This is a genomic window from Dryocola baronae (assembly GCF_051297175.1).
In the GTDB taxonomy this organism is placed as follows: Bacteria; Pseudomonadota; Gammaproteobacteria; order Enterobacterales; family Enterobacteriaceae; genus Dryocola.
The window spans coordinates 519,356-531,158 of record NZ_JBINNY010000001.1; the positions used below are offsets into that span (position 1 = coordinate 519,356).

13 protein-coding genes are annotated in these 11,803 nt (G+C 53.3%); 3 read left to right on the plus strand and 10 right to left on the minus strand.

Going from position 1 to position 11,803, the window contains the following annotated elements; genetic code table 11:
* Window positions 1-39: 39 nt before the first annotated feature.
* The 3 genes from ACSPHG_RS02435 to ACSPHG_RS02445 form a co-directional block, all read right to left on the minus strand.
* Window positions 40-1,014 (minus strand): DMT family transporter, encoded by a 975-nt coding sequence (locus ACSPHG_RS02435; protein WP_435955925.1) that lies wholly within the window; start codon window positions 1,012-1,014, stop codon window positions 40-42.
* A gap of 77 nt (window positions 1,015-1,091) precedes the next feature.
* Window positions 1,092-1,916: an AraC family transcriptional regulator gene (locus ACSPHG_RS02440; protein ID WP_435951901.1), complete on the minus strand. Its 825-nt coding sequence runs from the start codon at window positions 1,914-1,916 to the stop codon at window positions 1,092-1,094.
* Window positions 1,917-1,981: 65 nt separating this feature from the next.
* A complete protein-coding gene (locus ACSPHG_RS02445) occupies window positions 1,982-2,830 on the minus strand; it encodes an SDR family oxidoreductase (protein WP_435951902.1) in 849 nt (282 codons plus the stop codon).
* Window positions 2,831-2,918: 88 nt separating this feature from the next.
* Here ACSPHG_RS02445 and ACSPHG_RS02450 point away from each other — a divergent pair, with 88 nt between their 5' ends.
* Window positions 2,919-3,311 (plus strand): winged helix-turn-helix transcriptional regulator, encoded by a 393-nt coding sequence (locus ACSPHG_RS02450; RefSeq protein ID WP_435951903.1) that lies wholly within the window; start codon window positions 2,919-2,921, stop codon window positions 3,309-3,311.
* A gap of 206 nt (window positions 3,312-3,517) precedes the next feature.
* On the opposite strand, the gene ACSPHG_RS02455 is transcribed toward ACSPHG_RS02450, so the two are convergent.
* The 4 genes from ACSPHG_RS02455 to ACSPHG_RS02470 all read right to left on the minus strand — a co-directional run bounded on the left by ACSPHG_RS02455 (window position 3,518) and on the right by ACSPHG_RS02470 (window position 7,487).
* Window positions 3,518-4,132, minus strand: a complete 615-nt coding sequence (locus ACSPHG_RS02455) for an FKBP-type peptidyl-prolyl cis-trans isomerase N-terminal domain-containing protein (RefSeq protein ID WP_435951904.1) — start codon at window positions 4,130-4,132, stop codon at window positions 3,518-3,520.
* 142 nt (window positions 4,133-4,274) lie between these two features.
* Window positions 4,275-4,643 carry a hypothetical protein gene (locus ACSPHG_RS02460; RefSeq protein ID WP_435951905.1) on the minus strand — a complete coding sequence of 123 codons (369 nt, stop codon included), beginning with the start codon at window positions 4,641-4,643 and terminating at the stop codon, window positions 4,275-4,277.
* The gene (locus ACSPHG_RS02465) at window positions 4,640-5,005 is read right to left on the minus strand and encodes a YuaE family lipoprotein (protein WP_435951907.1); all 366 of its coding nucleotides are present in this window, start codon (window positions 5,003-5,005) and stop codon (window positions 4,640-4,642) included. The genes ACSPHG_RS02460 and ACSPHG_RS02465 overlap by 4 nt, the downstream gene beginning before the upstream one ends.
* Window positions 5,006-5,555: 550 nt before the next feature.
* A complete protein-coding gene (locus ACSPHG_RS02470; protein ID WP_435951908.1) occupies window positions 5,556-7,487 on the minus strand; it encodes a bifunctional 2',3'-cyclic-nucleotide 2'-phosphodiesterase/3'-nucleotidase in 1,932 nt (643 codons plus the stop codon).
* A 203-nt stretch (window positions 7,488-7,690) separates the two neighbouring features.
* Between ACSPHG_RS02470 and cysQ the strand changes: the two genes are divergently transcribed.
* Window positions 7,691-8,437: a 3'(2'),5'-bisphosphate nucleotidase CysQ gene (cysQ, locus tag ACSPHG_RS02475; protein WP_435951909.1), complete on the plus strand. Its 747-nt coding sequence runs from the start codon at window positions 7,691-7,693 to the stop codon at window positions 8,435-8,437.
* On the opposite strand, the gene ACSPHG_RS02480 is transcribed toward cysQ, so the two are convergent.
* A complete protein-coding gene (locus ACSPHG_RS02480) occupies window positions 8,427-8,984 on the minus strand; it encodes a YtfJ family protein (RefSeq protein ID WP_435951910.1) in 558 nt (185 codons plus the stop codon). The two genes, cysQ and ACSPHG_RS02480, sit on opposite strands and share 11 nt — an antisense overlap.
* Window positions 8,985-9,326: 342 nt before the next feature.
* On the opposite strand from ACSPHG_RS02480, the gene ACSPHG_RS02485 reads away from it, so the two are divergent.
* Window positions 9,327-9,533, plus strand: a complete 207-nt coding sequence (locus ACSPHG_RS02485; protein ID WP_034461209.1) for a DUF1107 domain-containing protein — start codon at window positions 9,327-9,329, stop codon at window positions 9,531-9,533.
* 64 nt (window positions 9,534-9,597) lie between these two features.
* Here the strand turns inward: ACSPHG_RS02485 and paeA are convergent, their stop codons facing one another.
* Together paeA and msrA are read right to left on the minus strand one after the other, a co-directional pair.
* Window positions 9,598-10,935 carry a polyamine export protein PaeA gene (paeA, locus tag ACSPHG_RS02490; protein WP_435951913.1) on the minus strand — a complete coding sequence of 446 codons (1,338 nt, stop codon included), beginning with the start codon at window positions 10,933-10,935 and terminating at the stop codon, window positions 9,598-9,600.
* Between the two features lie 214 nt (window positions 10,936-11,149).
* Window positions 11,150-11,788, minus strand: coding sequence for a peptide-methionine (S)-S-oxide reductase MsrA (gene msrA / locus ACSPHG_RS02495; protein WP_435951914.1), 639 nt, complete (start codon window positions 11,786-11,788; stop codon window positions 11,150-11,152).
* Between the last annotated feature and the right edge of the window lie 15 nt (window positions 11,789-11,803).

The following is an 11,803-nucleotide window of genomic DNA, read 5'->3' on the forward strand; positions in this document are numbered from 1 at the left end:
ATCTTTAAGGTAAGGCTATGACTCTTTTTAGGTAGCCTGTTATTTATCCAGCGCGACGGCAACCTCGCTAACTTTCGTTTTTTGCGGTTTGGTCAGCACCGCGAGCACCACGCCGATAATCAGACAGAGGATGCCCAGCAGCGTCAAAACCGGCGGCAGGCTTTTGCGCAGCACAAAGGTATAGGCTAGACCCGCCAGGGTTTCGAAGACGATAAGCGGGCCTACGATCACCGTCGGCAGGCGCTGGCAGGCGATGTTCCAGCACAGGTTGCCGAGCCAGGAACAGAACAGGGCGATGGCCAGCATCAGCGTGACGAACACCTCCGGGCGCGGCCCAAACGGCAGGGCGAAATCAGCGCGGCTTTGAGCCATATACAGACACACGGCGATATAGCCGATAAGGGAAAACGGCAGCGTGGAAAGCCCCTGCGCAGTGGCCCACATCATCGGGTTTTTATCAGGATTCTCGCGCAGCCAGCGGGCGTTGCGCAGCGCGTACCAGGCCCAACAGGCAACCGACACAAAGGCCAGAGCGATGCCGCTCCCGTACCGCCACCAGCTGAAATCAGCCTGCCCGCCGCGCAGTTCTGCGGTGTTCACCATCGCCAGCCCGACGCCGATGATAACGAGCGCAGGCGCCAGGCGCCGCCACGGCAGTTTACCGTCGCGCCTGCTGTAAAGCAGGTTGGCGAGCACGGGGATAACTACCGGCAGCGTGCCGATAATCATCGTTGAGATGGGCGCGCCGGTGCGCTGAATGGCGCTGGCGAGGCAAACGTAATAAATGAGGTTGCCGACGGTCGAGAGCTTCAGCGCCGTCAGCCAGTCCCTGCCGCTAAGCTGGCGCATGCGCTGCCGCCCAAGCCACGCCAGGGGAATAGCAATCAGCCCCAGCGCCAGATAGCGCCCGGTGGACTGTAGCGCCGCAGGGTAGTCGGGAACGATAATTGGGCCTACGAAAATCAGCCCCCACATCAGCCCCGCAAGCAGGGCATACATCACGCCAGATAGCATCTTCATCTTCCAGATTAGGTCTTTGCGGGGAGTGTAGGGACAGGCGTGACGGGCGTATTGTACGAGCTTGCGGTTTGCTAGCGGTTAACCTGTTTCTGATAGCGAACGGGCGTAATGCCGTAGCGCTGGGCGAAGGCGCGCGTGAGGTGGGCCTGATCGGTCAGCCCGCTCATGGCCGCGACCTGGGCTGCGGGCACGCCGTTGGTCAGAAACCGTTTGGCGTACCAAAGCCGGATTGCCATCAGCATCTGATGGGGCGTGACGTGGAAATGCGCTTTGAACTGCCGCTGGAAATGCCAGGGGCTGAGCGACGCCACGGCGGCCAGGTCGTCAAGCGTCAGCGGGTGCATATAGTTATCGTGCAGATACTCGCGGATGTGGTCGAAGCGGTGCGCGGCCTCCTGCGGGGTGGAAGGCCGGTGGCGCGCGTAGGGCCGGAAGGTATCGATGAGGTTAAGCAGCAGGCCCTGCTGGGTAAGCGAATCCCCGGCGCTCCACAGGCCGTTGATCAGTTGGGAAATCTGGCGCGACCGCAGCGGGTCGTGGGTCACCGCCTCGTTAAACCACCAGCTGCGTTCGCCGGTGATGGCTTCGAGCATATCCGGTTCGAGATAAATCATACGGTACTGCCAGCCGTCTTCCGTTGCCGCTTCACCGGTATGCAACTCGTCCGGGTTCATCAACACCAGCGAATCCTGGGCGGCGACGTGCTGCACGCCACGATAGCGGAAACGCTCCGCGCCCCAGGTGACGGTGCCGATGCCGAAGGCTTCGTGTGTATGGGGTTCGAAGGCGTAACGTGAAATGTGAGCGTGATAAAGCTCAACGCCGGGAAGCTGCGGCAGGTGCCGAAACTGGGCGTTGTCTTTCTCATCGTTGAACTGTTCAGGGACGCCTTGCACGCTATCTTCTCCGTCAGGACATCCCTTAAGTATAGGGATGTCCAACTTTAACGGATAGATAACAATTACAGCGCGGCGCGAACGCTCTCTTCAAGCGTGGTGGTTGGGCGGCCAATCAGCTTGCTGAGCTGCTTGCCGTCGTCAAACAGGCCGCCCCTGGAGGCGCCGATGTCAGAATTTGCCAGCATGGCAGCCAGGCCTTCCGGCAAACCCGCTCCCAGCAGCGCGGCTTTGAAATCCGCTTCCGACAGGTTCTGATACACCACGGTCTTGCCGCTCTGCCTGCTGACTTCCGCCGCCAGCTCGCCGAGCGTCCAGCCGCGGTCGCCCGCCAGCTCGTAAACTTTGCCGCCCTGGTTATCAAGCGTAAGCACTTTTGCCGCCGCCGCAGCGTAGTCTGCACGTGCCGCTGAGGCGATTTTCCCTTCGGCTGCGCTACCGATAAACACGCCGTGTTGCAGAGCAGGCGGCACGCTGGCGATATAGTTTTCGGTATACCAGCCGTTGCGCAGCAGCACGAACGGAAGGCCGGATTCTTTCAGCATTTTTTCAGTTTCGATGTGCTCGCTAGCAAGGCCTAGCGGGGAAGTGTCGGCGTGCAGCACGCTGGTGTAGGCAATCAGTTTTACGCCCGCGGCTTTCGCCGCTTCAATCACGTTACGGTGCTGCGCGGCGCGCTGTCCGACTTCGCTTGAGGAGATCAGCAGCAGCTTCTCAACGCCCGCCAGCGCCTTTTCAAATGCCGCTTTGTCATTGTAATCGGCGGCGCGAACCTGCACGCCGCGCTCGGCGAGGTCGCTGATTTTGGCCGGGTTACGAACGATGGCGACCACATCTTTAGGCGCAACCTCTTTCAGTAAATCTTCCACAACGTGACGACCCAGCTGGCCGGAAGCAGCGGTAATAGCAATCATGATAAACCCCTTATTGTTTTGGATGACTTATGGCAAAATAGCACCATAACTAACTTTTAGTAAGTACGTACAAAAAGGTAAGTATAAAATGAGTGAATTCCTTCAAGGCGCGCCGTCGCTGACCGAACAGATGCGTAACGGAAACCTCTTCGCTGAAAAATGCCCGTCGCGGGACGTGCTCAAGCACGTCACCAGCCGCTGGGGCGTGCTGATTCTGGTGGCGCTCCAGGGAGGAACGCATCGCTTTAGCGACCTGCGCCGCAAAATGGGCGGCGTGAGCGAAAAAATGCTCGCCCAAACGCTGCAATGGCTGGAAGCAGACGGCTTCGTGAATCGCAAAAGCTACCCGGTGATACCGCCGCACGTTGAATACAGCCTGACGCCATTGGGTGAAGAGGTAGCGGAGAAAGTCGCCGCGCTGGCCGACTGGATAGAGGTGAATTTACCGCGTGTGGTAGCGTCAGGGGACAACGACGCCTAATGTTTAGTCCGCCGCAGCTGGCGTCTGGGTGTTTATTAAAAGAGATGAAAAAACCGCCCTCTCTCCTGAGAGGCGAGGGCATGAAAAGCATTAACTCTCTTTCATGTCATGCACGCTGATTTCTATAATTAAAAGCGAGTTCGGCGGGTTTTAATGCCTTTTTTCCATAGGCTGCTCACGGGGAATGTGGAAGATCGCGCCACCGCCTACGGCAAACTTCTTCTCTCGACCGCCATTGCTGTTGCCTCATTTCTTTTGATGCTTTTATCAAGCCTGTCCAGCGCCACAGTCATATCTTCTTTCGACATGTTAGCGATCCGATTCATACGATCCACGAAGCCTTTGATAACGATCTGGCGATCGACTTGCTCACCAGATGAAACAACCTGGTTTATTTTTGTATCCGCTGCCTGCCCCAGAATATAACCAACGGAATAAGAATTAACGGTTTTATCGCCTTCCTTTGAATGCGCTATTCTGAGCACTTCATCACTTATCAGTTCGCCGTCTTTTTTAGTTATTGCTGCGAGACTCAGGGACATGAGTTCTTTTTTGGTTTTAGTCAATTCCTGAGTGATTTTCTCTTTATCTTCTAATGCTTTTTGTCCGGCAGTTTGAGCGTCTTTGAGCTGGCTTTTCAGCGTCTTGTTATACTCATCAGATTTTTGCAGCGCAGACTTTGTTGCCTGGTTAGTATCCTGAGATTTTCTAAAGGCAGTCTCAGAAGCTGAAAGTTTCTCTGCAGCCTGTTTATTCAAGATTCTTATTTGATCGTTAAATTTCTTATTTTCATCAGCGGACTGCTTTTTTAGCGTATCCAACTGTGCCTGGAGCTGTTTATTTTCTTTCAGCGCAACGGCATAGTTCTTCTGGAGATTCGAATACGCTTTGCGTGCTTTAGCCGCAGCGGATTGTGCACTTTCAAACGCCTTTTTAAACTTTCCCGAAGATTGCTTCTTAACCTCACCCGGTTTTTTTTTTCGCGACGGTAGAGGATGTCACCGTTGATGAGAATGCACCTTTTTTAACGGAGTCGGCCTTGTTAATGCTCGGCGATTTTGGATGCTTTTTTAGCTTAGTTTTTTTTTCCTTAGCGATAACCGGTTTCTTGACGGATACCGCTGGCTCAGTCGCGATCTTTGGTGGGGACGTTAAAGGATATGAAGTCGTTTCTTTTTCCTCGAAAACCGCAGGCTGAGGGGTGGAAATGATATTCTGTTCCTGTAACCGATCCAGAAGATTTAAATTACTCTCATCTGCGTTTGCTGCGTCAGCTCCCTGTACGCTAGCCAGGAGAAGAAGTAAAAAGACAGACTTCACACTCTTCTTCATATGTTGTTTATTTCCTGCGAGCGTTTGTCCATGTTAATGAAGACGGCATTTTTAACGCGTGCACAAATGAGCGTCAGCTTTGCATTGAGTTCAATGTTGAGGATCTCTTTCGAATCTTTATTAATCACTTCTTTATTATTCTTATAAACGTCATAAGTTTTGTTTAATTGATTAAATTGTTGCTGATAAACTTCGTAATCACTTTTAGATAAGTGTTGCAATGCCTTAAACTCATTAAGGCAGATATTTTGCTTGCTAGTGTTAGCTGATGTTTCTTTTTTTGCGGGTAAAGTATTTGGCGCGCTGCAACCAGCCAATAATGAAAAGGCAACTATGGCTGAAGCCAAGAAAGGCTTATTCATGAAAATGATCTCGCGTAATTATTATGATGGAAAAATATAATAGCAGTAAAGTGATGTGTAGAAAATTATCCTTTCTTGAATGATACTTTCGGAAAACCAACAATATAAATAATTGTAATTTATTCAATTGGTTATCTTATGGCAGTGTACGATTGCAGATATTTTTCATCATCGAATTTTAGATTTGTTTTTGATTGCGGTTACAATTTATATATAACTTTATTATTAATTCATTACACGAGATTGTTCAGTTTTTCTTATTAATAGTGCTAGTGTTATTAGCAAGGAGATGAACTGTGGGAGGTATCTTTTAATTATAAGCTATTAAATTAAATATGCTTTGCTAATTTCAACTCTGGATATACCTTCGATACGGCCTATTCAAATGTTTTCTCGATTCACCGAACTAAAAAATTTACGGTAAACTTATAGTAATTTTCGTAGCGATGATGCCCGTCTATGATCAGACCAGAATTTGTAAACGATTTGAATGCGACGCCATGGATATGGATTGCGCGGGTAGCAGCAACGCTACCCGACGTTTTAAATATTACTTATTTAAATCAAGCTGATAAATCGCAAATCCAATATCATCCGTTCCCACGTTCAGCATCGGGTACTGCGCTTTCTCTTTGATGAAGGCGGCGGCTTTTTCGCCCGGTGAAGTTTCAAAGCGGATATCCAGCTTCTGCTGGCTGTGGATCGGGGCCAGCTTCCAATTGTTGTCCGCCGCCGGGTGGATTTCTTTCTGCGCGCTAATCCAGTTCGCCAGCACCGAGCGGTTTTCATCCGGGGAAGCGAAGGCGATATGGCTATCGCCGGTGCCGGCAAACTTGCCGCCGTAGGCGCGATAGTTGTTCGTCGCGACGAGGAAGGTGGCGTTCGGATCGATTGGCCTGCCTTTAAACGTCAGCGCTTTTATACGCTCCGCTTTCGGGTTCACCATCTGGCATTCGCCGTCGTAGCGCGCGGGCTGCGAAACGTCGATCTGGTAATCCACGCCGTCGATAACGTCGAAGTTATAGGTGCGGAAGCCGTCCCAGTTAATCAGCGGCTGCGGCCCGCTGCTGTTCACGTCAATCTGATTAAACTGTCCGGCTGAACACTCCAGCCACTCCTTCACATCTTTGCCGCTCGCCTTCACGACCACCAGCGTGTTCGGATAGAGATACAAATCGGCGGCGTTACGGAAGGTAAGCTGGCCTTTTTCCACTTCGACAAAGCTTGCAGGATCGTTCTTGCGCCCGCCCACTTTGAACGGCGCGGCGGCAGAAAGCACCGGCAGGTTCGCAAGGTCCGGGTCGCCCTGAATGAATTTTTCGACGTAGGCGCGCTGGGCGTTGTTCACCACCTGCACGGTCGGGTCGTCCTGCACCAGCGCCAGATAGCTGTACATGTTGTCGGCGGACTTGCCGATAGGCTTGCTGACAAACTCGCGCGTGGCGTCATGATCGTGCGCCAGCACTTTCACCAGGTTTGCATCCTCCGCCGCGAGGGATTTCTTCGCCACGCTGTCATAGATCGGGCGCGCCTCCGCCCTGCTGCTGGTGACCTTCCACGCGCCGCTGTCGTTATTCAGCACCAGATCCACCACGCCGAGATGGTCGCCCCACATCCCCGGCATCACCGCAGGAATGCCGTTCAGCGTGCCTTTTTCGATATCGGCACCTTTAATATTGGCGAAATCCTTCCCAGGGAAGACGGCGTGCGCGTGACCGAACAGAATTGCGTCTACGCCCGGCACTTCGCTGAGGTAATAGACGGAGTTTTCAGCCATCGCGTGATACGGATCGCTGGAAAGCCCTGAGTGGGCGACGACGACCACTAAATCCGCGCCCTGTTTACGCATCTCCGGCACGTAATGTTTGGCGGTTTCGGTGATGTCGTTGACCGTAACTTTACCGTCCAGATTCGCCTTATCCCACGTCATGATCTGCGGCGGAACAAAGCCGATATAGCCGATGCGCAGGGTCTGCGTTTTGCCGTCTTTATCTTTGACCTGGGTTTCTTTAATCAGGTAGGGCGTAAACAGCGGCTTCTTGGTTTTTGCATCGATAATATTGGCGTTAACGTAGGGGAACTTCGCCCCCGCCAGCGCGTTATGCAGGTAGTCGAGGCCATAGTTAAATTCATGATTGCCCAGGTTACCGACGGCATAATCCAGCGTGTTTAGCGCCTTGTAGACCGGATGGATATCGCCCTTTTTCAGCCCCTTTGCCGCCATGTAATCACCCAGCGGGCTGCCCTGAATCAGATCGCCGTTATCGACCAGCACGCTGTTTTCGGCCTCACCGCGAGCGGCATTAATCAAACTTGCCGTACGTACCAGACCGAACTTCTCCGTCGGCGTATCTTTGTAGTAGTCGAAGTCCATCATATTGCTGTGCAGATCGGTGGTTTCGAGAATACGCAGGTCAACCGTCGCCGCGTTTACGCTGGTCGCGATCAGCGTGGCAAGCAGGGTTACGCTAAACTTGATCATGATTAAGGTCCTTTTTTCGAGGTACGCCACAAAAGGCAATGAATTTACAGGCCGTTGCTTACAAAACTGTGAAGTCTGCCAGAAATTAGGGCGATGAAACCGGAATCGCTTCACAGATAGCGCATCAGGTCGCAATGAGATATAAGTAAAACAACAGGTTATTCGCGCTATGCAGCGTGCGGCGACACAACACGAGGTGGACAATGTTAGAACAAATTTGCCAACTGGCGCGGGAGGCGGGAGCCGCCATCATGCAGGTGTACGAAGGGGAAAAGCCGCTGGAGGCGACCCAAAAATCCGATGACTCGCCGGTCACCGCTGCGGATTTAGCCGCGCACACCATTATTCTTAAAGGATTGCAGTCGTTAACGCCGGACGTGCCGGTGCTTTCAGAAGAAGACCCGCAAACCTGGGCCGTTCGCCAGGGTTGGGATCGCTACTGGCTGGTGGACCCGCTCGACGGCACCAAAGAGTTTCTCAAGCGCAACGGCGAATTCACCGTGAACATCGCGCTGATCGAAAAGGGCAAAGCCGTGCTCGGCGTGGTTTATGCGCCGGTCTTAAAGATTATGTACAGCGCCGCAGAAGGCAAAGCCTGGAAAGAAGAGTGCGGCGTGCGCAACCAAATCCACGTGCGCGACGCGCGGCCGCCGCTGGTTGTGGTGAGCCGCTCACACGCGAATAACGACCCGGAGCTAAAAGAGTATCTCCAGCAGATGGGCGAACACCAGACCACGGCGATTGGTTCATCGCTTAAGTTCTGCCTGGTGGCTGACGGGCAGGCGCAGCTGTATCCGCGCTTTGGGCCGACCAACATCTGGGACACCGCCGCAGGGCACGCGGTAGCGGTAGCCGCCGGGGCGCACGTTCACGACTGGCAGGGCAAGCCGCTGGATTACACCCCGCGCGAGTCTTTCCTCAACCCCGGCTTCCGCGTTTCTATTTATTAAGCAGCTCCTGCAGCAGGTTCATCACCTGCTGCACTTCCGCCTGCGTTAGCGAGCCGTCCTTCGCGTACTGAATACGCCCGTTTTTATCCAGCACCACTACCGCCGAACCGGCGTCTTCCAGCTGCCAGGCCTTCTTCGCCACGCCGTTGCTGTCGACAATAAACTGCGACCACGGATACTGCTTTTTATTACTCTCAATGCTGCTGCGCACAAACATGCCGGTGCCGACGATAGCATCGTCAGTGTTGACGATGGTCGTGGTCTGGTAGCGATCGTGCGGGAACTTCGCGGCTTTAATCGCTTCTATCAGCCCGGCGTTTTTCTCTTTCGCGCTGGAGCGGCCTGCAATGTGTTGCAGCACCCGCACTTTTCCAGCGAGCTGCGCGCTATTCCAGCTTTTATAGCTAAACTTATCGTTATCCAACACCAGCTCGCCCTTATCGGCGATGCCGACCGGCGCCACGCGCTGGTTGGTCTGGAAGTTATGGGCTGAGGCCATCAGCGGCAGCAGCAGGGCGGTGAGGGCAAGCGTTGCTCGCAGGGTCATGGTTGACTCCTTGTTGTTTTAGTTAGGCATGGCATGCAGGTGATCGGACCACTTGATCCGTCGGTTTAAGCATAAGTGCTGAATACGCATCTGTCCCGCAACATGAGTGCCAGTTTGCGGGCGATCGCACATATCCCTGATTTTTGAATGCATAAACTAAGTTTTATTAACATTTGCAGAGATTATTCTGAGAAATTGTAATCAAACGGTAAATAAGAGTATGCAAACTGGGTGTCGGTTTGGATATGGACTATAGTTTCCAGGCACCAAAATTTTGCGCCTCGTTTTGTCGGACCAATTGTGGAACCGCAGGGGCGTTAACACTGCAGGAGAGTAAAAAGAATGAAAATTTTCCAACGTTACAACCCGCTTCAGGTGGCGAAGTACGTGAAGATCCTGTTCCGTGGACGGTTGTACATCAAGGACGTTGGCGCTTTTGAATTTGATAAGGGCAAAATTCTTATCCCAAAAGTGAAAGATAAGCAGCATTTATCTGTTATGTCTGAAGTAAACCGCCAGGTCATTCGTATGCAGGCGGAAATGGCGTAAAGCCAGAGAAGTACAAAGCAAAACGGCCCCGATGGGGCCGTTGATGTTTCTGGTATTTGAAAACTTAGCTGGCGCTATGCCCTTCCGCATCCGGCAGTTTTGGCGTCAGCGTCGAAGGTTTATTGTCGATGCGCGTCACCAGCAGCTGGTCAATGCGGTAGTTGTCGATATCCACCACTTCGAACTTATAGCCGGAGAACTTCACCGAATCGGTACGTTTCGGGATTTTTCGCAGCATAAACATCATAAAGCCGCCGATGGTTTCATAGTTTCCGGACTGCGGGAACTCGTCGATATCCAGCACGCGCATCACGTCGTCAATCGGCGTGCCGCCTTCCACCAGCCATGAGTTTTCGTCACGGGCGACGATTTGCTCTTCCATGCCCTGGCCGACTAAATCGCCCATCAGCGTGGTCATGACGTCGTTCAGCGTGATGATACCCACCACCAGCGCGTACTCGTTCATGATCACCGCGAAGTCTTCACCCGCCGTTTTGAAGCTTTCCAGCGCTTCGGAAAGCGTCAGCGTATCCGGCACAATCAGCGTATTACGCAGATGCACGCCGCTGTTTAGCGCCATGCTTTGATTGCCCAGCACGCGGTTCAGCAGCTCTTTGGAATCGACATAGCCGACGATATGATCGATATCGCCGTTGCACACCAGGAACTTGGAGTGCGGATGCTCGGCGATTTTGTTCTTCAGGCTCTGCTCTTCTTCGTGCAGATCGAACCAGATGATGTTCTCGCGCGAGGTCATGGATGACGGCACGGTGCGAGATTCCAGCTCAAACACGTTTTCAATCAGCTCGTGCTCCTGCTTACGCAGTACGCCCGCCAGCGCCCCGGCTTCAAACACCGCGTATACATCGTCGGAGGTGATGTCGTCGTTACGGACCATCGGCAGTTTGAAAATGCGGAAAATGACGTTTGCCAGGCCGTTGAAGAACCACACCAGCGGACGGAAGACAAACAGGCAGAAGCGCATCGGGTTGATGATTCGCAAAGCAACCGCTTCAGGCGAAATCATGCCGATGCGTTTCGGGGTGAGATCCGCAAACAGGATGAACAGGCTGGTAACGAGGGTGAAGGAGATAATAAAGCTCAGTTGGTCGGACATCTCCGGTGATAAAAAGCGCTCAAGCAGGCTTTTGAATGCGGGGGAAAACGCCGAGTCACCGACGATACCGCCCAAAATCGCGACCGCGTTAAGGCCAATCTGCACCACGGTAAAGAACATGCCGGGCGTTTCCTGCATCTTCAGAACGCGCTGTGCATTCACGTTGCCCTCATCAGCCAGCAGCTTGAGTTTGATTTTGCGGGAGGCGGCCAGCGAGATCTCTGAGATGGAAAAGAACGCACTGATAGCGATAAGAAGAAGTATTACTAAAATACTGTTTAACATAGTTTATCCGGCTGTTGTGGCCAGATCCTCGGAAGGGAAAGTTGAATATCCATGGGGTCATACATAAGAAAAGCCGGCTTTAAGCCTAAGCGAGCCAGCAATTTCAACGGGTAGTATAGCGTAAGGGCGGGAGGGGCTGCTACTGGGCAAAGTTTGGGCCGGGCTGTTTCAACCGGTAGGGCGGATTAGCCTGCGCCATCCGCCGCAAAACAACTTAGCCCTGAGGCGGCAGGCAAACCCCAATTCCACCAATCGCACAGTAGCCGTACGGATTTTTATGCAGATACTGCTGGTGGTCGTCTTCGGCGTAGTAGAACGGCCCGGCGTTGGTGATTTCGGTGGTCACCTGACGTTTGTCGCCCGCAAGCGTCATGGCTTCCTGGAAGCGTTGCAGGCTCGCCCGCGCCGCCGCGTCCTGCTCGGGCGTTAACGGATAGATGCCGGAGCGATACTGCGTGCCCACGTCGCCGCCCTGGCGCATGCCCTGCGCGGGATCGTGGTTTTCCCAGAATATCTGCAACAGCTGCTCGTAGCTCACTTCCTGCGGATCGTAGACCACGCGCACCGCTTCCGTATGGCCGGTTTGCCCGGTGCAGACTTCGCGGTAGGTAGGATTTGGCGTATAACCCGCCATATAGCCCGCCGCCGTGCTATAAACGCCCGGCGTTTGCCAGAATAAACGCTCAACGCCCCAGAAACAGCCCATCGCAAAATAAGCGATTTCCATCCCTTCTGGTACATTGGTCATCGAATGTTCGTTAACGGCATGCAAAGTCGCTACCGGCATCGGGGTATTGCGGCCCGGCAACGCTTCGGACTGCGTGACGGGATGGGTTTTCTCGAATAATTTCATCAGATATTTATCTCC

Coding starts and splice junctions, on each gene's coding strand:
- ACSPHG_RS02435 (WP_435955925.1), bottom strand. CDS start 1,014: ATGCTATCTGGCGTGATGTATGCCCTGCTTGCGGGGCTGATGTGGGGG.
- ACSPHG_RS02445 (WP_435951902.1), bottom strand. CDS start 2,830: ATGATTGCTATTACCGCTGCTTCCGGCCAGCTGGGTCGTCACGTTGTG.
- ACSPHG_RS02450 (WP_435951903.1), top strand. CDS start 2,919: ATGAGTGAATTCCTTCAAGGCGCGCCGTCGCTGACCGAACAGATGCGT.
- ACSPHG_RS02460 (WP_435951905.1), bottom strand. CDS start 4,643: ATGAAGAAGAGTGTGAAGTCTGTCTTTTTACTTCTTCTCCTGGCTAGC.
- ACSPHG_RS02465 (WP_435951907.1), bottom strand. CDS start 5,005: ATGAATAAGCCTTTCTTGGCTTCAGCCATAGTTGCCTTTTCATTATTG.
- ACSPHG_RS02470 (WP_435951908.1), bottom strand. CDS start 7,487: ATGATCAAGTTTAGCGTAACCCTGCTTGCCACGCTGATCGCGACCAGC.
- cysQ (WP_435951909.1), top strand. CDS start 7,691: ATGTTAGAACAAATTTGCCAACTGGCGCGGGAGGCGGGAGCCGCCATC.
- ACSPHG_RS02480 (WP_435951910.1), bottom strand. CDS start 8,984: ATGACCCTGCGAGCAACGCTTGCCCTCACCGCCCTGCTGCTGCCGCTG.
- ACSPHG_RS02485 (WP_034461209.1), top strand. CDS start 9,327: ATGAAAATTTTCCAACGTTACAACCCGCTTCAGGTGGCGAAGTACGTG.
- paeA (WP_435951913.1), bottom strand. CDS start 10,935: ATGTTAAACAGTATTTTAGTAATACTTCTTCTTATCGCTATCAGTGCG.
- msrA (WP_435951914.1), bottom strand. CDS start 11,788: ATGAAATTATTCGAGAAAACCCATCCCGTCACGCAGTCCGAAGCGTTG.